The 19,840-nt window shown below is 62.8% G+C and carries 18 protein-coding genes, 1 pseudogene and 1 riboswitch; of the genes and pseudogenes, 4 read left to right on the top strand and 15 right to left on the bottom strand.

What is annotated here, in order from left to right:
• Nucleotide 1: 1 nt before the first annotated feature.
• From nuoN to AC0L3N_RS15945, 15 genes are all read right to left on the bottom strand, one after another.
• On the bottom strand, nucleotides 2-1,438 hold the full coding sequence (nuoN, locus tag AC0L3N_RS16015; protein WP_473548481.1) for an NADH-quinone oxidoreductase subunit NuoN: 1,437 nt from the start codon (nucleotides 1,436-1,438) through the stop codon (nucleotides 2-4).
• A gap of 19 nt (nucleotides 1,439-1,457) precedes the next feature.
• Nucleotides 1,458-2,954, bottom strand: coding sequence for an NADH-quinone oxidoreductase subunit M (locus AC0L3N_RS16010; RefSeq protein ID WP_473485355.1), 1,497 nt, complete (start codon nucleotides 2,952-2,954; stop codon nucleotides 1,458-1,460).
• Nucleotides 2,954-4,927, bottom strand: a complete 1,974-nt coding sequence (gene nuoL, locus AC0L3N_RS16005; RefSeq protein WP_473548480.1) for an NADH-quinone oxidoreductase subunit L — start codon at nucleotides 4,925-4,927, stop codon at nucleotides 2,954-2,956. Before nuoL ends, AC0L3N_RS16010 begins: the two co-directional genes overlap by 1 nt.
• Before the next feature lie 11 nt (nucleotides 4,928-4,938).
• The gene (gene nuoK, locus AC0L3N_RS16000) at nucleotides 4,939-5,247 is read right to left on the bottom strand and encodes an NADH-quinone oxidoreductase subunit NuoK (protein WP_077383429.1); all 309 of its coding nucleotides are present in this window, start codon (nucleotides 5,245-5,247) and stop codon (nucleotides 4,939-4,941) included.
• A 1-nt stretch (nucleotide 5,248) separates the two neighbouring features.
• Nucleotides 5,249-5,869, bottom strand: a complete 621-nt coding sequence (locus AC0L3N_RS15995; RefSeq protein WP_091594336.1) for an NADH-quinone oxidoreductase subunit J — start codon at nucleotides 5,867-5,869, stop codon at nucleotides 5,249-5,251.
• A gap of 124 nt (nucleotides 5,870-5,993) precedes the next feature.
• Nucleotides 5,994-6,485 (bottom strand): NADH-quinone oxidoreductase subunit NuoI, encoded by a 492-nt coding sequence (gene nuoI, locus AC0L3N_RS15990; RefSeq protein ID WP_023798861.1) that lies wholly within the window; start codon nucleotides 6,483-6,485, stop codon nucleotides 5,994-5,996.
• Nucleotides 6,485-7,528: an NADH-quinone oxidoreductase subunit NuoH gene (gene nuoH, locus AC0L3N_RS15985; RefSeq protein WP_473548479.1), complete on the bottom strand. Its 1,044-nt coding sequence runs from the start codon at nucleotides 7,526-7,528 to the stop codon at nucleotides 6,485-6,487. The genes nuoI and nuoH overlap by 1 nt, the downstream gene beginning before the upstream one ends.
• Nucleotides 7,529-7,530: 2 nt before the next feature.
• Nucleotides 7,531-9,612 (bottom strand): NADH-quinone oxidoreductase subunit NuoG, encoded by a 2,082-nt coding sequence (gene nuoG, locus AC0L3N_RS15980; RefSeq protein ID WP_473548478.1) that lies wholly within the window; start codon nucleotides 9,610-9,612, stop codon nucleotides 7,531-7,533.
• Nucleotides 9,613-9,686: 74 nt separating this feature from the next.
• On the bottom strand, nucleotides 9,687-10,376 hold the full coding sequence (locus AC0L3N_RS15975) for an NADH-ubiquinone dehydrogenase (protein WP_473548477.1): 690 nt from the start codon (nucleotides 10,374-10,376) through the stop codon (nucleotides 9,687-9,689).
• A gap of 104 nt (nucleotides 10,377-10,480) precedes the next feature.
• Nucleotides 10,481-11,785, bottom strand: a complete 1,305-nt coding sequence (gene nuoF / locus AC0L3N_RS15970; RefSeq protein WP_123151869.1) for an NADH-quinone oxidoreductase subunit NuoF — start codon at nucleotides 11,783-11,785, stop codon at nucleotides 10,481-10,483.
• A gap of 10 nt (nucleotides 11,786-11,795) precedes the next feature.
• A complete protein-coding gene (locus AC0L3N_RS15965) occupies nucleotides 11,796-13,127 on the bottom strand; it encodes an NADH-quinone oxidoreductase subunit E (RefSeq protein WP_473548476.1) in 1,332 nt (443 codons plus the stop codon).
• Nucleotides 13,128-14,318 (bottom strand): NADH-quinone oxidoreductase subunit D, encoded by a 1,191-nt coding sequence (locus AC0L3N_RS15960; protein ID WP_473548475.1) that lies wholly within the window; start codon nucleotides 14,316-14,318, stop codon nucleotides 13,128-13,130. It abuts the gene before it with no gap.
• A gap of 9 nt (nucleotides 14,319-14,327) precedes the next feature.
• Nucleotides 14,328-14,927 carry an NADH-quinone oxidoreductase subunit C gene (locus tag AC0L3N_RS15955; protein WP_287186968.1) on the bottom strand — a complete coding sequence of 200 codons (600 nt, stop codon included), beginning with the start codon at nucleotides 14,925-14,927 and terminating at the stop codon, nucleotides 14,328-14,330.
• An 8-nt stretch (nucleotides 14,928-14,935) separates the two neighbouring features.
• Nucleotides 14,936-15,517: a NuoB/complex I 20 kDa subunit family protein gene (locus AC0L3N_RS15950; RefSeq protein ID WP_027156092.1), complete on the bottom strand. Its 582-nt coding sequence runs from the start codon at nucleotides 15,515-15,517 to the stop codon at nucleotides 14,936-14,938.
• Nucleotides 15,508-15,873 carry an NADH-quinone oxidoreductase subunit A gene (locus tag AC0L3N_RS15945; protein WP_023798850.1) on the bottom strand — a complete coding sequence of 122 codons (366 nt, stop codon included), beginning with the start codon at nucleotides 15,871-15,873 and terminating at the stop codon, nucleotides 15,508-15,510. The genes AC0L3N_RS15950 and AC0L3N_RS15945 overlap by 10 nt, the downstream gene beginning before the upstream one ends.
• Nucleotides 15,874-16,207: 334 nt before the next feature.
• Between AC0L3N_RS15945 and AC0L3N_RS15940 the strand changes: the two genes are divergently transcribed.
• The 4 genes and pseudogenes from AC0L3N_RS15940 to AC0L3N_RS15925 form a co-directional block, all read left to right on the top strand.
• Nucleotides 16,208-17,407 (top strand): winged helix-turn-helix domain-containing protein, encoded by a 1,200-nt coding sequence (locus AC0L3N_RS15940; RefSeq protein ID WP_473548474.1) that lies wholly within the window; start codon nucleotides 16,208-16,210, stop codon nucleotides 17,405-17,407.
• Nucleotides 17,408-17,436: 29 nt separating this feature from the next.
• Nucleotides 17,437-17,640, top strand: a riboswitch (cobalamin riboswitch).
• A gap of 38 nt (nucleotides 17,641-17,678) precedes the next feature.
• A complete protein-coding gene (locus AC0L3N_RS15935; RefSeq protein WP_473548473.1) occupies nucleotides 17,679-18,113 on the top strand; it encodes a DUF1636 family protein in 435 nt (144 codons plus the stop codon).
• Nucleotides 18,110-19,162, top strand: a complete 1,053-nt coding sequence (cobW, locus tag AC0L3N_RS15930) for a cobalamin biosynthesis protein CobW (protein WP_473548472.1) — start codon at nucleotides 18,110-18,112, stop codon at nucleotides 19,160-19,162. Before AC0L3N_RS15935 ends, cobW begins: the two co-directional genes overlap by 4 nt.
• 18 nt (nucleotides 19,163-19,180) lie before the next feature.
• Nucleotides 19,181-19,840: pseudogene (locus AC0L3N_RS15925) on the top strand (cobaltochelatase subunit CobN); the annotation flags it as partial.

Raw genomic sequence — 19,840 nt, 5'->3', positions numbered from 1 at the left:
GTCAGAAAAATGTCTTGGCTGCGGCTTCGGCATAGGTGCCGATCGGCCCGCCGATCAGCACGTAGAACAGCACGAAGGCGCCGCAGACGCCGAGCACGACGCGAAGCTCGGTCGCCATCGGCACGAAGCCGCCGACCGGTTCGTCGAACCACATGATCTTGATGATGCGCAGATAATAGTAGGCGCCCACCACCGAGGCCAGCACGCCGATGATCGCCAGCGCGTAGAGGTTGGCGTTGATGGCGGCGAGGAACACGTACCACTTCCCCCAGAAGCCGGCCAGCGGCGGGATGCCGGCCAGCGAGAACATCAGGATGGTGAGGATCGTCGCCATGATCGGATTGGTCGACGACAGGCCGGCGAGATCGCTGATCTGCTCGACATTGCCTTCCTTGCGCCGCATGGCGAGGATGAAGGCGAAGGTACCGAGCGTCATCACCAGATAGATCAGCATGTAGATAGCGACGCCGCGCACGCCAGCCTGGCTGTTGGCGGCGAGGCCGACCAGCGCGTAGCCCATATGGCCGATGGAGGAATAGGCCATCAGCCGCTTTATATTGGTCTGACCGATAGCCGCGAAGGCGCCGAGCACCATCGAGGCGATCGAGATGAAGACGATGATCTGCTGCCAGTCGGCGGCGATCGGCTTGAACGCGCCCATGGTGACGCGCACGATCAGCGCCATCGCCGCCATCTTCGGCGCCGCGGCGAGAAAGGCCGTCACTGGCGTCGGCGCGCCTTCATAGACGTCGGGCGTCCACATGTGGAACGGCACCGCCGATATCTTGAAGGCGAGGCCGGCCAGCACGAAGACCAGGCCGAAGACGAGGCCAAGCTGCCGCTCGCCGCCGCCCAACGCCGTGGCAATCTCCTGGAACCCGGTGTTGCCGGTGTAGCCGTAGACGAGGCTGATGCCGTAAAGCAGCATGCCCGACGACAGCGCGCCGAGGACAAAATATTTCAAACCCGCCTCGGTCGAGCGCAGATTGTCCCGGTTGATCGCCGCCAGCACGTAGATCGCCAGCGACTGCAATTCGAGGCCGAGATAAAGCCCGATCATGCCGTTGGCCGAGATCATCAGCATCATGCCGAGCGTGCACAGCAGGATCAGCACCGGATATTCGAACTTGTCGAAATGCTCCGCCTTGGCGAAGCGCATCGACATGACCAGCGTCACCGCCGACCCCATCAGCGCCAGCACCTTCATGAAGCGGGCGAAGGGATCCTGGACGAAGGCTTCGCCGTAAGCGTTGCCCTGCCCGGTGGAAAAGATCGTCCAGACGCCGGCAACCACCAGGACGGCGACGGCAAGGCCGCTCACCGTGGTGGTGGTGTTGGCGCGCGAATAGGCGCCGAGCATCAGCAGCGCCAGGGCGCCAGTGGCGAGGATCAGCTCTGGTGTCGACAACGACAGGCTGGAGAGAAGGTCCGGCGTCATGGTTCGCAAAACCTCTCAGTCAGTTAGCCGCCGCGGTCTGCGCGGTGTCGATGGATGCGGTGACATTGGTGACGAGCGCCTTGACCGATTCGGCCGTCGCGTCGAAGACCGGCGCCGGGTAGACGCCGAAGAAGATGACCAGCGCGGCCAGCGGGTAGATGATCACCTTCTCGCGCGCCGACAGGTCGAGCAGGCCTTTCAGGCTGTCCTTGGTCAGCGCGCCGAAGATCACCCGGCGATAGAGCCAGAGCGCATAGGCGGCCGACAGGATGACGCCGGTGGCGGCGAAGAACGCCACCCAGGTGTTGACCCGGAACACGCCGAGCATGGTCAGGAACTCGCCGACGAAGCCGCTGGTGCCGGGCAGGCCGACATTGGCCATGGTGAAGATCATGAACACGGTGGCGTATTTCGGCATGTTGTTGACCAGCCCGCCATAGGCGTCGATGTCGCGCGTGTGCAAGCGGTCGTAGATGACGCCGACGCAGAGGAATAGCGCGCCGGAGACGAGGCCGTGCGACAGCATCTGGAAGATTGCCCCCTGGACCCCTTCCTGGTTCATCGCGAAGATGCCCATGGTGACGAAGCCCATATGGGCGACCGACGAATAGGCGATCAGCTTTTTCATGTCCTCCTGCATCAGCGCCACCAGCGAGGTGTAGATGATGGCGACCACGGACAGCGCGAAGACCAGCGGCGCGAACATCTCCGAGGCGATCGGAAACATCGGCAGCGAAAAGCGCAGGAAGCCGTATCCGCCCATCTTGAGCAGGATGGCGGCCAGGATCACCGACCCGGCCGTCGGCGCCTCGACATGCGCGTCCGGCAGCCAAGTGTGCACCGGCCACATCGGCATCTTCACGGCAAAGGAGGCAAAGAAGGCGAGCCATAGCCAGGTCTGCATGGTGGCCGGGAAGTTGTGCGTCAGAAGCGTCGGAATGTCGGTGGTGCCGGACTGGAAGAACATCGCCATGATGGCGAGCAGCATCAGCACCGAGCCGGCCAGCGTGTAGAGGAAGAACTTGAACGAGGCATAGACGCGCCGCTTGCCGCCCCACACGCCGATGATGATGAACATCGGGATCAGGCCGGCTTCGAAGAAGACATAGAACAAAACGATGTCGAGCGCGCAGAACACGCCGATCATCAGCGTCTCCAGCAGCAGGAAGGCGATCATGTAGGCCTTGACGCGTTGCTCGATCGATTCCCACGAAGCCAGGATGCACAGCGGCATCAGGAAGGTGGTCAGGATGACGAACAGCATGGAGATGCCGTCGACGCCCATATGGTAGGAGATGCCGGAATCCAGCCAGGCAAACTTCTCGACGAACTGGAAGCCAGGCTCCGAATTGTCGAAGCCGGTCCAGATGAACAGCGAGATGATGAAGGTGATGCTCGTCGTCCACAACGCGATGGCGCGGATGTTGCGGCGGGCATTCTCGCTGTCGTCACGCACGAACAGGATGAGCAGCACACCAACCAGCGGCAGGAAGGTGACCAGCGAGAGGATCTTCATCAGAGCATCATCCAGGTGACGAGTGCGGCAACGCCGATCAGCATGGCGAAGGCATAGTGATAGAGGTAGCCGGTCTGCAGCTTGACGACCCGGTTGGTGACGTCGACGACGCGCGCCGAAACGCCGTCCGGACCAAGCCCGTCGATGACGGTGCCGTCACCGGTCTTCCACAGGAAGTGGCCGAGGCGTTTTGCCGGCCGCACGAACAGGAGGTCGTAGAGTTCGTCGAAATACCACTTGTTGAGGAGGAAGGCGTAGAGCCCGCGATGCTGCGCCGCCAAATTCTTCGGCATTTCCGGCGCGCGGATGTAGAATTGCCAGGCAATCGCAAAGCCGATCAGCATGGCGATGAACGGCGCCAGCTTCACCCACAGCGGCACTTCGTGGATGTCGTGCAGGATATGGTTTTCCGGCAGCGTGAACAGCGATGCCTTCCAGAACTCGGCATAGCCCTCGCCGATGAAGGCGCCATGGAAGATCAGGCCGGCGAACAGCGAGCCCGCCGCCAGGATGAACAGCGGCACCAGCATGACCGGCGGCGATTCATGGACATGGTGCATCACCTCGTGGCTCGCCCGCGGCTGGCCGTGGAAGGTCATGAAGATCAGCCGCCAGGAATAGAAGCTGGTGAAGCAGGCGGCGACGACCAGCAGCACGAAGGCAAGGCCGGCGATCGGATTGTGCGCGGCAAAGGCGCTTTCGATGATCGCGTCCTTGGAGAAGAAGCCGGCGGTGCCGATGACTGTCACCGGGATACCGACGCCGGTCAGCGCCAGCGTACCGATCACCATCATCCAGTAGGTCTTCGGAATGAGCGTTCTGAGGCCGCCCATCTTGCGCATGTCCTGCTGGTCGGAGACGGCGTGGATCACCGAGCCCGAGCCGAGGAACAGCAGCGCCTTGAAGAAGGCATGCGTGAACAGATGGAAGATCGCCGCGCCATAGGCACCGACACCAAGCGCCACGAACATGTAGCCGAGCTGCGAGCAGGTCGAATAGGCGATGACGCGCTTGATGTCGTTCTGAACGAGGCCGACGGTCGCCGCGAAGAAGGCGGTGAAGGCGCCGATGAAGGTGACCACGATCAGCGCTGAATGCGACAGTTCGAACAGCGGCGACAGCCGCGCCAGCATGAACACGCCGGCCGTCACCATGGTGGCGGCATGGATGAGCGCCGAGACCGGCGTCGGGCCTTCCATGGCGTCCGGCAGCCAGGTGTGCAGCGGCACCTGGGCCGACTTGCCCATGGCGCCCATGAACAAAAGCAGGCAGACAACGGTCATCGCAGCCTGCTTGTCGAGCGCATAGCCGAGGAAGGTCAATACGGCAGCGCCCTCTGGGGCACCTTCGGCCGGAACGAACGTCGCCGCATTGGCGAAGATGGTGCCGAGATTGACCGAGCCGAACAGCACGAACACCCCGAAGATGCCGAGCGCGAAGCCGAAATCGCCGACACGGTTGACGACGAAGGCCTTGATCGCGGCGGCATTGGCCGATGGCTTCTTGTACCAGAAGCCGATCAAGAGATAGGAGGCGAGGCCGACGCCTTCCCAGCCGAAGTACATCTGCACGAGGTTGTCGGCCGTCACCAGCATCAGCATGGCAAAGGTGAACAGCGACAGATAGGCGAAGAAGCGCGGCCGGTTCGGGTCGTGATGCATGTAGCCGATCGAGTAGATGTGAACCAGCGCCGACACCGTGTTGACGACGACCAGCATAACCACCGTCAGCGTGTCGATGCGCAGTGCCCAGGCGGCCTCTAACCCGCCCGACTGGATCCAGCGCAGCACCGGCACGGTGAACACTTCGCCCTCGCCGAAGCCGACCGAGAATAAGGCGACCCACGACAGCACGGCTGATATCACCAGCAAGCCGGAGGTGAGGTATTCGGACGCCTTGGCGCCAAGCGACGTGCCGAACAGGCCGACGATCAGGAAGCCGAGCAGAGGAAGGAAGACGATGGCCTGATACATGGTGGTTTCCGTCAACCCTTCATCATGTTCACGTCTTCGACCGCGATCGAACCGCGGTTGCGGAAGAAGACGACGAGAATGGCGAGGCCGATCGCAGCTTCAGCCGCTGCGACCGTCAGCACGAACATCGCAAACACCTGTCCGACGAGATCACCGAGTGCTGCCGAGAAGGCGACGAAATTGATGTTGACCGCGAGCAGGATCAGCTCGATCGACATCAGGATGACGATGATGTTCCTGCGGTTGAGAAAAATGCCGAACACGCCGAGCGTGAACAGGATCGCCGATACGGTCAGATAGTGTGCGATGCCGACGACCATCTCAGATTCCTTCGCCCGTCTTGACCTTGCGGATTTCCATTCCCGTTGCCGGCGTGCGGCCGACCTGGGCGGCAATTGACTGCCGCTTGATGCCCGGCTTATGGCGCAGCGTCAGCACGATGGCGCCGATCATGGCGACCAGCAGCACAAGGCCCGCAATCTGGAAATAGTAGAGGTAGTCCGTGTAGAGGATGTCGCCGAGCGCTGCGGTGTTCGAGCGCGCGGCAAGGTCCGGAATGGGTTTTGCAACCGTCGCGGCCAGTTGCGGCGCGAACGTATAGCCGCCGAGCACGACGATCAGCTCAGCCGCCAGGATCAGCCCGACCAGCGCGCCGATCGGCGCATATTGCAGGGCGCCTTCCTTCATTTCGGCGAAATCGACGTCGAGCATCATGACGACGAACAGGAACAGCACCATGACCGCGCCGACATAGACGACAAGCAGGATCATCGCCAGGAACTCGGCGCCGGTCAGCATGAACAGGCCCGCGGCATTGAAGAAGGTCAGGATCAGGAACAGCACCGAATGCACGGGATTGCGCGCCGAAATGACCATGAACGCCGACGCCACCGCGACAAAGGCGAAGAGGTAGAAAAAGGCCGCCTCTAGTCCATTCAGCATGGGTTCCCCCGGGGTTCCTGTCGGACCGGCTTTCGCACTGTCCGTTGTGTGCTTCGTTCCGCCTACGGTGCCGAAGCCGCGTGTTCCTTAAACGAGGCCCTTCGCCTCGTCCATGCGTCAAATGTCAGCGGTACGGCGCATCCAGCGAGATGTTGCGCGCCAGTTCGCGCTCCCAGCGGTCGCCATTGGCCAAGAGCTTGTCCTTGTCGTAATAAAGTTCCTCGCGCGTCTCGGTCGCGAACTCGAAATTCGGCCCCTCGACGATGGCGTCGACAGGGCAGGCCTCCTGGCAGAAGCCGCAATAGATGCACTTCACCATATCGATATCGTAGCGCACGGTGCGGCGCGTGCCGTCGTTGCGGCGCGGGCCGGCCTCGATGGTGATGGCCTGCGCCGGGCAGATCGCCTCGCACAATTTGCAGGCGATGCAGCGTTCCTCGCCGTTCGGATAGCGGCGCAGCGCATGCTCGCCGCGGAAGCGCGGACTGGTCGGCCCCTTCTCGTGCGGATAGTTGATCGTCTCCTTCGGCGCGAAGAACTGGCGCATCGACAGGAAGAAAGCGCTGACAAAGTCCTGCAGGAGCAGCGATTTTGCGGCTTGGGCTAGAGCAGACATCACGCAAACCCCGTGATCTTGAGGAACGCGGCGACAATCACCACCATCGCCAGCGAGATCGGCAGGAAGACCTTCCAGCCGAGCCGCATCAGCTGGTCGTAGCGGTAGCGCGGCACGAAGGCCTTCACCATCGAGATCATGAAGAACACCAGGCAGACCTTGAGCACAAACCAGATCAGGCCCGGAACCCAAGTGAAGGGAGCGAAGTCGAAGGGCGGCAGCCAGCCGCCGAGGAACAGGATGGTGGCCAGCGCGCACATCAGCACGATGGCGACATATTCGCCGAGGAAGAACAGCAGGAACGGCGTCGACGAATACTCGACCATATGGCCGGCAACGAGTTCCGATTCGGCTTCCACAAGGTCGAAAGGCGGGCGGTTCGTCTCGGCCAGCGCCGAGATGAAGAAGATGATGAACATCGGGAACAGCGACAGCCAATGCCAGTCGAGGAAGGTGTTGGGCAGGCCAACCCGCGTGCCCAGCCCATCCTGCTGCGACAGCACGATATCGGACAGGTTGAGCGAGCCGACGCAAAGCAGCACGGTAACGATGACGAAACCGATCGAGACTTCGTAGGACACCATTTGCGCCGCCGAGCGCAGCGCGCCGAGGAACGGATATTTCGAGTTGGACGCCCAGCCGCCCATGATCACGCCATAGACCTCGAGCGAGGAGATGGCGAAGACGTAGAGGATGCCGACATTGACGTTGGCGATCGCCCAGCCCTCATTGACCGGAATGACCGCCCAGGCCGAGATCGCCAGCACCGCCGACACCAACGGCGCCAGCAGAAAAACGCCCTTATTGGCGCCGGACGGAATCACCGGCTCCTTGAACACGAACTTCAGAAGGTCGGCGAAAGCCTGCAGCGTGCCCCATGGGCCGACGACGTTGGGGCCGCGGCGCAACTGCACCGCCGCCCAGATCTTGCGATCCGCGTACAGGATGTAGGCGACGAAGATCAACAGCACGACGATCAGCACGACCGACTTCAGCAGGATGAGCAGCGCCGGCAGCACGTAAAAGGAGAAGAAGGTGTCCATGCTTATTCCGCCGCCTGCCTGAAGCCGTTTTTCGCCAGCGCCGAGCATTCCGCCATCACCGCGGAAGCCCGCGCGATCGGGTTGGTCAGGTAGAAATCCCTAACCGGCGAGGTGAAGCTGCCCTTGTTAAGCCGCCCGCCGAGCTTCGCCACCCTGGCGACATCGTCAGTGTTGCCGGCCGCGACCTGGTCGATGCGGGCAAGATGCGGGTATTCGCCATAGAGTTTTGCGCGAAGCTGCGGCAGTGAATCGAACGACAATCTCTTGCCCAGCACATCCGACAGCGCCCGCAGGATCGCCCAGTCCTCGCGGGCATCGCCCGGCGCGAAGCCGGCACGGTTGGTCTGCTGCACGCGGCCCTCGGTGTTGACGTAGGTGCCCGACTTCTCGGTATAGGCGGCGCCCGGCAGGATGACGTCGGCGCGGTGCGCGCCGTGGTCGCCATGCGTGCCGATATAGACGACGAAGGCGGCGCCGGTCTTGGCCATGGCGATCTCGTCGGCGCCGAGCAGGAACAGCACGTCCATGTCGCCCAGCATGCCGGCGACGTTCTTGCCGCCCTCGCCCGGCACGAAGCCGACATCAAGACCGCCGACACGCCCCGCCGCTGTGTGCAGCACGGCAAAGCCGTTCCAGTCGGCTCTCGCGGCATTGACGGCCAGGCTAAGCTTCGCCGCCTGGCCGAGCACGGCCGCGCCATCCGAACGTACCAGCGCACCTTGGCCGACGATAACAAGCGGATGCGTCGCCTTCTTCAGCACCTGGAAGAACTTGCCATTGCCGTCCGCCAGATCCTTCAGCGATTCCGTTCCGGCGCCGAGCTGCTCATAATCGTAGCGCGTATCGCCGACATCGCCGATGACGCCGACCGGCAGGTTGCCGACCCGCCAGCGCTTGCGGATGCGAGCGTTGAGCAAGGACGCTTCGAAGCGCGGATTGGCGCCAATGATCAGCACCGCGTCCGCCTGCTCGATGCCCTCGATGGTCGGGTTGAAGATATAGCTTGCCCGGCCGAGCGACGGATCGAGCGCAGCACCATCCTGGCGGCAGTCGGTGTTCTTCGAGCCGAGCGACGCCATCAGCAGCTTCAGCGCATAGATCTCCTCGACGGCAGCAAGATCGCCTGATATGGCGCCGATCTTGTCGGGTGCGGTACTCGACACCGCTTCCTTGATCGCGGAGAAAGCCTCGGCCCAGCTTGCCGGGGCCAGCTTGCCGTTCTTGCGTACGTATGGCCGGTCGAGGCGCTGGGCGCGCAAGCCGTCCCAGATGAAGCGGGTCTTGTCGGAAATCCACTCCTCATTCACCGCCTCGTTGGTACGCGGTAGGATGCGCATTACCTCGCGGCCTCTGGAATCGACGCGGATCGCCGAGCCGACGGCGTCCATGACGTCGATGGATTCGGTCTTAGTCAGTTCCCACGGTCGCGCCTGGAAGGCGTAGGGTTTGGAGGTCAGCGCACCGACCGGGCAAAGGTCGATGACGTTACCCTGCAGTTCCGAGGTCATCGCGCTTTCGAGATAGGTGGTGATCTCGGCGTCCTCGCCGCGGCCGATCAGGCCGAGCTCTGAAATACCGGCAATTTCGGTGGTGAAGCGGACGCAGCGCGTGCAATGGATGCAGCGGTTCATGATCGTCTTGACCAGCGGCCCGATATATTTGTCTTCGACCGCCCGCTTGTTCTCGTGATAGCGCGAGGAATCGACGCCGAACGCCATCGCCTGGTCCTGCAGGTCGCACTCGCCGCCCTGGTCACAGATCGGGCAATCGAGCGGATGGTTGATCAGCAGGAATTCCATCACACCTTCCCTGGCCTTCTTGACCATCGGCGTGTTGGTGAAGATTTCCGGCGTTTCGCCATTCGGTCCCGGGCGCAGATCGCGCACGCCCATGGCACAGGACGCCTGCGGCTTGGGTGGCCCGCCTTTCACCTCGATCAGGCACATGCGGCAATTGCCGGCGATCGACAGCCGCTCATGGAAGCAGAAGCGCGGCACTTCCGCGCCGGCGTCCTCGGCTGCCTGCAGCAGCGTGTAGTGGTCGGGTACAGTAATCTCTTTCCCGTCGACCTTGAGCTTTGCCATGTCGTCTCAAACCCCTGCGGACATTCCGCAATCTTTCTCTCCGGGCGCAGCCGAAACCGCGCCCGGCATTGAATTCAATGTTTGGCCGCGGCCAGCACCGCCGCCTGACCAAGCCAATTGTCGCGACCGACGCGGCCCTTGAATGAGAGATAATCGTCAACCCAGGCGATCTCTTCCGGCGTCCATGCCGCGATCTGGCCGTACGTCCAGATGCCCAAGCCGTTCAGCACCTCTTCCAGCTTCGGCCCGATGCCCGATATCGCCTTGAGGTCGGCCGGATTTGCCGGACGATCCATGGCTTTGGGCTGCTTGAAGTCCTCCGGCATCAACCCGGCCGGTGCGGCGGCTGCATCCACCACGCTGCGTGCATCATCCATGCTGCTCGCGGCTATGTCGTTCACGTCCCTGGCGAAGGACTGCGCCTCGGCAATCAAGGTTTTCGTCGCCGCGCGCGCCTTGGTCGAGGAGCTCGTCCCTGTCTCGGAAAAGCGTTCGATCCTGGCATCGAAATCGTCGACCATCGGCTGGAAGAGCCGCTGCGAGGCCTCGGCGGCACCCGAGAGCACGCCCATCCATACCCCAAAGGCATGATTGGCAAGCCCGATGCCAAGCGCCGACATCGCTGCCGCACCCGCGACAGGGTGCGCCAGCAGATTGACGGCGCTGGCCATCTCCTTCGGCATCATCCTGGTCAGGTCCTGGTTCATTTTTTCGAACGGGTCCAAATCTGGCATCAAATGATCGAGTCTCGAATTCAGCGACATAGGTGGTCTCCTGGTCGTTTCTTCCGTATGCCCCGGCCTGTTTCCTCAAATCGGGCACTTGCCCGCATTCCAATCGGGCATTCGCCCGTATTTCGAATTCGTCTCTATTCTGCCGCCACCATCACCGGCTCTGCGCGGTGCGCGTTGCGGGAAAACTCGTCGATACGCCGCTCCACCTCGCCACGGAAATGCCGCATCAGGCCCTGGATCGGCCATGCCGCCGCATCGCCCAGCGCGCAGATCGTATGGCCTTCGACCTGTTTGGTCACGTCGAGCAGCATGTCGATCTCACGCTTCTGCGCTTCGCCGCGCACCAGACGCTCCATCACCCGCCACATCCAGCCGGTGCCTTCGCGGCACGGCGTGCACTGGCCGCAGCTCTCGTGCTTGTAGAAGTAGGAAAGCCGCGCGATCGCCTTCACGACATCGGTCGATTTGTCCATGACGATGACAGCCGCCGTGCCAAGGCCCGATTTCAGGTCGCGCAGCGCATCGAAATCCATCGGCGCGTCGATGATCTGCTCCGCCGGCACCAGCGGCACCGAAGCGCCGCCCGGAATGACCGCCAGCAGATTGTCCCAGCCGCCGCGAATGCCGCCGCAATGCGTCTCGATCAGTTCGCGGAACGGGATAGACATCGCTTCTTCGACGGTGCACGGATTGTTGACGTGGCCGGAGATGCAGAACAGCTTGGTGCCGACATTGTTGGGCCGGCCGAAGGACGAGAACCAGGCCGCGCCACGGCGCAAAATGGTCGGCGCCACGGCAATGGACTCGACATTGTTGACCGTCGTCGGGCAGCCATAGAGGCCGACATTGGCCGGAAATGGCGGCTTCAGCCGCGGCTGGCCCTTCTTGCCTTCGAGGCTTTCGAGCAGCGCCGTTTCCTCGCCGCAGATGTAGGCGCCGGCGCCATGATGCATGTAGATGTCGAAATCGTAGCCGGACGTGTTGTTCTTGCCGATCAGCTTGGCCTCATAGGCCTCGTCGATGGCGCGCTGCAGCGCCTCGCGCTCGCGGATGAACTCGCCGCGCACATAAATGTAGGCGGCGACCGCGCCCATGGCGAAGCCGGCGATCAGGCAGCCCTCGACCAGCGTATGTGGGTCATGGCGCAAAATGTCGCGGTCCTTGCAGGTGCCGGGCTCGGATTCGTCGGCATTGACGACGAGATAGCTCGGCCGGCCGTCGCTCTGCTTGGGCATGAACGACCATTTCAGCCCGGTCGGGAAGCCGGCGCCGCCGCGGCCGCGCAAGCCTGATGCCTTCATCTCGTTGACGATCCAGTCGCGCCCCTTGGCGATGATGCCGGGCGTGTTGTCCCAGGCGCCGCGCGCCATCGCGCCGGCCAGCGACTTGTCGAAGCGGCCGTAAATGTTGTTGAAGATGCGGTCTCTGTCCTGAAGCATTGTTCGTTCCTCAGACCGGTTTCTTGCCGAAGACGCGGAAATATTCGGCGATCCCGCCCTTGGCGAGCGCCTTGGCCTGCTTGACCCAGTCTTCGCGCTCGATGCGGCCGTGGAAGCTGAGATAGCCGTCAACCCACTCGCGCTCGGCCTTCTTCCAGGACGCGACTTGCGCGTAAGTGAAGATGCCAAGCGAATGCAGGATGCCCTCGATCTTCGGACCGACGCCTGAGATCAGCTTGAGATCGTCGACCAATGCCGGCCTTGCGATGCCGGCCGGCCGGTTCTTGTCCTCGAGCGAAGGCTTGGCAGGCTTGGCATTGGTCGTCTTCGCGGCGGCCGTCTTACCGGCAGCGCCGAGCTGCGTGCCCTTGGCTTCCGGCGCCTTGAAAGCGGCCGCTGGTTCAGCCTTGATTATGGGACCGCTGCGCTGTTTCAAAACCTTTTCGACTTCCGGCGCGGCCTTGTTGGCGTTGGCGGCCGAATGCCGCGGTGCGGCGACGCTCGCCGCCTTTTCCGTCTCTGGTGCCACCTTGACCGGCGAAGGCGACTTCAGCGCCGGGCTGGTTTCGGGCGCATCGGTCTTCGGCTTGCTGGCCTTCGACGGCGCAACGGGGCCGGCCGGTGCCTGGGCCGGAGCGGCTGGCGTCGCGACAATTGCCGCTGGCGCTGCCTCCCTGGCTGCCTTGGCGGCTGCCTTGGCTTCCCTGTCGCGGGTCGTCTTCAGGATCGCCTTTTCGTTCTTCAGCGTCGTCAGGCCGGTGATCGGCTCGGAGGTGATGCGGCCGTTCTGCGGCCCCGGCTTCACCGAGGCACCCTTGCCGGCGTCATAGAGATCAATGATCTCGGCAAGCCGCTCTGGAGTCAGGTCCTCGAACGTGTCCTTGAAAATCATCACCATCGGCGCGTTGACGCAGGCGCCAAGACATTCGACCTCTTCCCACGACAGCGTGCCCTTGTCGTTGGTGTGGAACTGGTCGTGATGGATCTTCGAGCGGCACACGTTCATCAGTGCTTCCGAGCCGCGCAGCATGCAGGGCGTGGTGCCGCAGACCTGGATATGCGCGCGGGTGCCGACCGGATTGAGCTGGTATTGGGTGTAGAAGGTCGCAACTTCGAGCCCCCTGATGTAAGGCATGCCGAGCATGTCGGAGATCGTCTCGATCGCCGCCTTGGTCACCCAGCCTTCCTGCTCCTGCGCCAGCATCAGCAAGGGGATGATCGCCGACTGCTCGCGGCCCTTCGGATATTTCTTGATCCATTGCTTCGCCGCTGCCGCATTCGCCCGGTTGAAGGCGAAGGCGGCTGGCTGGAGGCTGGCTTCTGCGAGACGGCGGACTGACATTTAGCGATCGACCTCACCAAACACGATGTCGAGGGAGCCGAGAACGGCGGTGACGTCGGCCAGCATGTGGCCGCGGCACAGAAAGTCCATGGCCTGCAGATGCGCGAAGCCTGGCGCGCGCAGCTTGCAGCGGTAGGGCTTGTTGGTCCCGTCCGAGACCAGATAGACGCCGAACTCGCCCTTCGGTGCTTCGACCGCCGCATAGACCTCGCCGGCCGGCACGCGGTAGCCCTCGGTGTAGAGCTTGAAGTGATGGATCAGCGCCTCCATCGAACGCTTCATCGCCGCACGCTTCGGCGGCACCACTTTGCCGTCGAGGTTCGACACCGGCCCTGTGCCATCCTTGCCGAGCAGCAGGTCTACGCACTGGCGCATGATTTTCGCCGACTGGCGCATCTCTTCCATGCGCACGAGGTAACGGTCGAAGCAGTCGCCGTTCTTGCCGATTGGAATGTCGAAATCCATCTCGGCATAGCATTCATAGGGCTGCGACTTGCGCAGATCCCAGGCGACGCCGGAGCCGCGCACCATGACGCCCGAAAAACCCCAGGCCCAGGCGTCGGCCAGCGAGACGATGCCGATATCGACATTGCGCTGTTTGAAGATGCGGTTGCCGGTCAGCAGTGCGTCGAGGTCGTCGAGCGATTTCAGGAACGGATCGATCCAGTTGCCGATATCCTCGACCAGCTGCTGCGGCAGGTCCTGGTGGACGCCGCCGGGCCGAAAATAGGCTGCATGCATGCGCGAGCCACTGGCCCGCTCGTAGAACACCATGAGTTTTTCGCGCTCGACGAAGCCCCAAAGCGGCGGCGTCAGCGCGCCGACATCCATCGCCTGTGTCGTCACATTGAGGATGTGCGACATGATGCGGCCGATCTCGCAATAAAGCACGCGGATCAGCTGGCCGCGCTTCGGCACCTCGATGCCGAGCAGCCGCTCTGCGGCCAGCGCGAAGGCATGCTCCTGGTTCATCGGCGCGCAATAGTCGAGCCGGTCGAGATAGGGCACGGCTTGCAGATAGGTCTTGGCTTCGATCAGCTTTTCGGTGCCGCGATGCAACAGCCCAATATGCGGATCGACGCGATCGACGACTTCGCCATCGAGTTCTAGAACCAACCGCAAAACACCATGGGCAGCAGGGTGCTGAGGCCCAAAGTTGATATTGAAGTTGCGGACGGAAGTTTCAGCCATTTTGGCGTCTCAATTCGTCTTGGCTTTTTCATCCCCCGGAAGGACGTAATCCGTCCCCTCCCAAGGGCTGAGAAAATCGAAATTGCGGAATTCCTGCTTGAGCTCGACCGGCTCGTAGATGACCCGCTTGGCCTCGTCGTCGTAGCGCACCTCGACGAAACCGGTCAGCGGGAAATCCTTGCGCAGCGGATGACCCTCGAAGCCGTAATCGGTCAGAATCCGCCTGAGATCGGGATGGCCCGAAAACAGCACGCCATAGAGATCGTAGGTCTCACGTTCGAACCAGTCGGCGCCGGGATAAACGCCAGTGATCGACGGCACCACCGTCTCCTCGTCGGCCTGGACCTTGATGCGGATGCGAATATTCTGCTTCGGCGACAGCAGGTGATAGACAACGTCGAAGCGCTTGGCCCGCGATGGATAATCGGCGCCGCAGACGTCGATGATCGAGATGAACTGGCATTTTGGATCGTCGCGCAGGAAGCTCACCACCTCGATCAGATCCTGCGGCTCGACCGAGATGGTGAGTTCGCCATAGGCAAACACCGCCTCGCCGATCCGGCCGCTCAGCTTCTCGCCGAGATAGGTCGAGAGTTCATTCAGGCTCATCATCCCGCTCACCGCTCGATCGTGCCGGTGCGGCGGATCTTCTTTTGCAGCAGAAGGATGCCGTAGAGCAGCGCTTCCGCGCTCGGCGGACAGCCGGGCACATAGATGTCGACCGGCACGACGCGGTCACAGCCGCGCACCACCGAATAGGAATAGTGGTAGTAGCCGCCGCCATTGGCGCAGGAGCCCATCGAGATGACGTAGCGCGGCTCCGGCATCTGGTCATAAACCTTGCGCAGCGCCGGCGCCATCTTGTTGGTCAGCGTGCCGGCGACGATCATGATGTCCGACTGGCGCGGCGACGCGCGCGGCGCGACGCCGAAACGCTCGCTGTCATAGCGCGGCATCGAGGTGTGGATCATCTCGACCGCGCAGCAGGCAAGACCGAAGGTCATGAACATCAGCGAGCCGCTACGCGCCCAGGTGATCAGCGCCTCGGTCGAGGTGACGAGAAAGCCCTTGTCGGCCAGCTCGTTGTTGATCTCGAGGAAGAAAGGATCATTCGCCCCCACCGGCTTTCCGGTGCTGGGGTCGAGAATGCCCTTTGGCTTCGGCGCGACGAGCGTGCCGGAATTGTCGCTCAATCCCATTCCAGCGCTCCTTTCTTCCATTCATAGGCAAAGCCGATGGTCAGCACCGCCAAAAACACCATCATCGACCAGAAACCGAGCATGCCGATCTGGCTGAAAGACACTGCCCACGGAAACAGGAAGGCCACCTCCAGATCGAAGATGATGAACAGGATCGACACCAGGTAGAAACGGATGTCGAACTTCATGCGGGCGTCATCGAACGAGTTGAAGCCGCATTCATAGGCGGAAAGCTTTTCCGGATCGGGGTTGCGGTAGGCCACCAGGAAGGGTGCGGCAAGCAGCGCCAGGCCGACGACCAGCGCCACGCCGATGAACAGGACGATGGGCAGGTACGAACTCAACAATGCGTTCATGCTGCAGCTTTCCGTTGGCGGCCAATCCACTCTGATTACAGCACCGGACCCACTTGCGGAAGCGTGACAGTTTAACCACTGAACCGTTTTAGGGGGCTCTATGCTGCAACGCGGCGAGGGTTAGCGCAGGGCTTTCGGCGAAGCAAGTCAAACCTTGTTCAAAACCCGGTGCTCGACGGCATATCCGGATAAACTGATCCGATCCGCTCCTGTTTGATTTCCTTCATTTTTTACTCCAGTTTTCTCTCCTGACATAGATGCCGCCAAAACCCTGCTAGCATGGTGCGGAATCATCGCTCCCACTTTGGTCGAGCGCCAACAGAGTGCCGTCTGCATGAAGGAAAAAATCTCGCTCGCCATGGCCCGGCGCGTTGCGCTTGCCGCACAGGGGTTTGCCGATCCTCGCCCCAGCAGCACGCCGGATCGCCGCCATCTGGCCCGTGTGCTTGCCCGGACCGGCCTGCTGCAGATCGATTCCGTCAGCGCGGTGGTGCGCGCCCATTATATGCCGCTCTATTCGCGGCTTGGCCCCTACCCGCTTGCGCTGCTCGATAACGCCGCCGTGACGCGCAAGCGCACGGTCTTCGAATATTGGGCGCACGAAGCCTCCTTTCTGCCGGTCGAAACCTATCCGCTGATGCGCTGGCGCATGGAGCGGGCCGAACGTGGCGAGGAAATGTATAACGGACTGGCCAAGTGGGGCCGCGAACGCGCCGCCTACATTGAAGACATTTATCGCGAGGTCGTCGAACGAGGGCCGGTCGCCGCATCCGCCCTCGAAGGCCAGAAGGGAAACGGCGGCTGGTGGGGTTGGAGCGATGCCAAGCACGCTTTCGAATGGCTGTTCTGGGCCGGCCGTATCACCACGGCGTCGCGTCGTGGCTTCGAGCGGCTTTACGATCTGCCGGAGCGCGTGCTGCCGCCGGCAGTACTTGCTTTGCCGGTGCCCTCCCCGGAGGACGCGCACCGCGAATTGCTGCGCATTTCCGCCCGCGCCCACGGCGTCGCGACAGCGGGCGACCTGCGCGACTATTTCCGTCTCTCTCCCGCCGACATCAAGGGCCGCATTGAGGAACTGGTCGACGCCGGTGATCTTTTGCCGGTTCGCGTCGAAGGCTGGGACAAAACAGCCTATCTTCACAGGGATGCCCGTTTTCCGCGCAAGATCGAGGCGCGCGCCTTGCTTGCTCCCTTCGATCCGGTCGTCTTCGAACGAGCGCGCACGGAAAGACTGTTCGACTTCCGCTATCGCATCGAGATCTACACCCCCGCCGAAAAGCGCCAATACGGCTATTACGTGCTGCCGTTCCTGCTCGGCGAAAGGATCGTGGCGCGCGTCGACCTCAAGGCCGACCGCCCCGCCGGCGTGCTGCGCGTCCATGCCGCCTATGCCGAGCCCGGCGCCCCGCCGCAAACCGCCGCCGAACTCTTCGACGAGTTGAAGCTGATGCAGGGTTGGCTCGGCCTGGATCGCATCGAGGTGACGCCGGCCGGCGATCTGGGTTCGGCTCTCGCCAACATTGCCGCGTCGTAGACGTGCGTTGACACGACTGCCTGCACAAGCCTAAATCCGGTTCAGACGGTCTCCTCTCGGCAAAGGGAGGAGCCAAGAGGGAATGCGGTGCGAAATCCCGATTTCAAATCCGCGGCTGTCCCCGCAACTGTAAGCGACGAGCCAAGGCCGATAACCACTGGGACGGTCCCGGGAAGGCGGCACCAAGGCGATGACCCGCGAGCCAGGAGACCTGCCGTCTAGGACATAAGAATCCGATCGCCTGGCGGGTTTTCCGGGCAAGGAGCCTGATTTGGAACGCGACAGCAGTTTTTCGGCTGAGACAGCGGGCGTATTGTCCGGCGATAGGGATGCTCTGGCCGACGTCACCGTGATCGTCTGCGCCTCCTGCCGCGATGAGACTGGCTCCGATGGCCATCCTCGCGCCGGCGAATTGTTGGCCGAAGACACGCGCCGCGCTGTATCAGGCGAAAATATCCGTATCCGCACCGTCGAATGCCTCGGCAACTGCAAGCGCCGCCTCAGCGCCGCTATCCTGCGCGACGGCTGCTGGAGCTATGTCTTCGGCGACCTGACCGTGACCAGCGGCGCCGATCTGGTCGCCGGTGCAAAGCTCTTCGCCACCTCGACGGACGGCCTCATTCCATGGCGCGGCCGCCCCGATTGCCTGAAACGCGGCCTCGTCGCCCGCATTCCTCCCCTCGACCTTTTGAAGGACCAGATATGACCACTCCAGAGTCGTCCGCTAACATCTCCCGCGTGCCCTGCACCGTCGTCACCGGCTTCCTCGGCGCCGGCAAGACGACGCTGATCCGCCACCTGCTCGAAAACGCCGGCGGCAAGCGGCTGGCCATCATCGTCAACGAGTTCGGCGATATCGGCATCGACGGCGAGATTCTGAAGGGATGCGGCATCGACACCTGCCCTGAGGAAAACATCGTCGAACTGGCCAATGGCTGCATCTGCTGCACCGTCGCCGACGACTTCGTCCCGGCGCTCGACCAGATCCTGTCGCTATCGCCGAAAGTCGACCATATCCTGATCGAAACCTCCGGGCTGGCTCTGCCCAAGCCGCTGGTCCAGGCCTTCCAGTGGCCGACGGTCAAGAGCCGGGTGACCGTCGATGGCGTCATTGCGGTCGTCGACGGACCGGCGCTGGCGGAAGGCCGCGTCGCCAACGACATGGACGCCCTGCAGGCGCAGCGCGCGCAGGACGAGACGCTCGACCACGACGATCCGGTCGAGGAGGTGTTCGAGGACCAGCTCGCCTGCGCCGACCTGATCATATTGTCGAAGAGCGACCTGATGGACGCCGCCGGCTCGGCCCGGGCCAATGCGATCATCGGCGAGCATGCCGCGCGCGCCGTCAAGATCGTGCCGACCTCGCAGGGTAAGGTCGATCCGTCTGTGCTGCTCGGCCTCGGCCTTGCCGTCGAGGACGACATCGAGAACCGCAAGACCCATCACGACGACGAGCTCGACCATGAGCATGACGATTTCGACTCGTTCGTCATCGACATTCCATCGATCGCCAATCCCGACGAGCTGGCGTTGCGCGTCGCCACCGCGGCCGAGGAAGAAAACGTGCTGCGCGTCAAGGGTTTCGTCGAGGTCGGCGGCAAGCCGATGCGGCTCCTGCTGCAGGCCGTCGGCCCACGCGTCAATCACTATTACGACCGCGCCTGGACCGCCGAGGACGAGCGCCGTTCGCGCCTCGTCGTCATCGGCCTGAAAGGGCTGAACCGCCCGGCCATCGAGCGTATTCTCGCCGGCTGACCTCAGGCACGAGCCGCGATGCACATCCTCACCACAACATCCGCCTCGCTCGACGATCTCGCCGAGCCTGTTGATCTCAGGCAGACGCCTGCCGATGTCGTGGCGCTGTCTTTCACCGACAGCGATCTGGCCGGGCTGGCAGCAGCGTGGAAGACGGACGCGGAACGCCTGCCCTCGATGCGGCTGGCGGCTTTGCGCGATCTCCGCCATCCGATGTCCGTCGATCTCTGGATCGACAGCGTCGCCCGGCACGCCAGGGTTATTCTGGTTCGCATCCTCGGCGGCTACGACTGGTGGCGCTACGGCTGCGACCAGCTCGCCTCGACCGCCCGCGCACGCGGCATAAAACTGGCGCTGCTGCCCGGCGAATGCCGCGACGAGGATCTCCGGCTGATCGAATGCTCGACGCTGCCGCGCGAAGAGTTGGACGCGCTGCTTGGCTATTTCCGTGAAGGCGGCCCGGAGAATATGACGGCGCTGGTGCAGAGGCTGGCAAGTCTCGTCGGATCAGGTGTGGCAGTCGCTGAACCTGTCAGCGTGCCAAAAGCCGGCTACTATCAACCGGGACTGGGGGTCGAGCGGGACGTGGCCCCCCCCCCCCCCGCGGGGGGGGGGGGGCCCCCCCCGCGGGGGGGGGGGGGGGGGGGGGGGGGCCCCCCAAAAAAAAAAAAAAAAAAA

The sequence above is a fragment of the Mesorhizobium sp. WSM4807 genome, from assembly GCF_055811615.1.
This window is presented reverse-complemented; position numbering and strand designations above follow the sequence as displayed.

Bases quoted from the DNA above. Each gene is read 5' to 3' on its own strand.
- nuoN (WP_473548481.1), bottom strand. From the start codon at position 1,438: ATGACGCCGGACCTTCTCTCCAGCCTGTCGTTGTCGACACCAGAGCTG.
- AC0L3N_RS16010 (WP_473485355.1), bottom strand. From the start codon at position 2,954: ATGAAGATCCTCTCGCTGGTCACCTTCCTGCCGCTGGTTGGTGTGCTG.
- nuoL (WP_473548480.1), bottom strand. From the start codon at position 4,927: ATGTATCAGGCCATCGTCTTCCTTCCTCTGCTCGGCTTCCTGATCGTC.
- nuoK (WP_077383429.1), bottom strand. From the start codon at position 5,247: ATGGTCGTCGGCATCGCACACTATCTGACCGTATCGGCGATCCTGTTC.
- AC0L3N_RS15995 (WP_091594336.1), bottom strand. From the start codon at position 5,869: ATGCTGAATGGACTAGAGGCGGCCTTTTTCTACCTCTTCGCCTTTGTC.
- nuoI (WP_023798861.1), bottom strand. From the start codon at position 6,485: ATGTCTGCTCTAGCCCAAGCCGCAAAATCGCTGCTCCTGCAGGACTTT.
- nuoH (WP_473548479.1), bottom strand. From the start codon at position 7,528: ATGGACACCTTCTTCTCCTTTTACGTGCTGCCGGCGCTGCTCATCCTG.
- nuoG (WP_473548478.1), bottom strand. From the start codon at position 9,612: ATGGCAAAGCTCAAGGTCGACGGGAAAGAGATTACTGTACCCGACCAC.
- AC0L3N_RS15975 (WP_473548477.1), bottom strand. From the start codon at position 10,376: ATGTCGCTGAATTCGAGACTCGATCATTTGATGCCAGATTTGGACCCG.
- nuoF (WP_123151869.1), bottom strand. From the start codon at position 11,785: ATGCTTCAGGACAGAGACCGCATCTTCAACAACATTTACGGCCGCTTC.
- AC0L3N_RS15965 (WP_473548476.1), bottom strand. From the start codon at position 13,127: ATGTCAGTCCGCCGTCTCGCAGAAGCCAGCCTCCAGCCAGCCGCCTTC.
- AC0L3N_RS15960 (WP_473548475.1), bottom strand. From the start codon at position 14,318: ATGGCTGAAACTTCCGTCCGCAACTTCAATATCAACTTTGGGCCTCAG.
- AC0L3N_RS15955 (WP_287186968.1), bottom strand. From the start codon at position 14,927: ATGAGCCTGAATGAACTCTCGACCTATCTCGGCGAGAAGCTGAGCGGC.
- AC0L3N_RS15950 (WP_027156092.1), bottom strand. From the start codon at position 15,517: ATGGGATTGAGCGACAATTCCGGCACGCTCGTCGCGCCGAAGCCAAAG.
- AC0L3N_RS15945 (WP_023798850.1), bottom strand. From the start codon at position 15,873: ATGAACGCATTGTTGAGTTCGTACCTGCCCATCGTCCTGTTCATCGGC.
- AC0L3N_RS15940 (WP_473548474.1), top strand. From the start codon at position 16,208: ATGAAGGAAAAAATCTCGCTCGCCATGGCCCGGCGCGTTGCGCTTGCC.
- cobW (WP_473548472.1), top strand. From the start codon at position 18,110: ATGACCACTCCAGAGTCGTCCGCTAACATCTCCCGCGTGCCCTGCACC.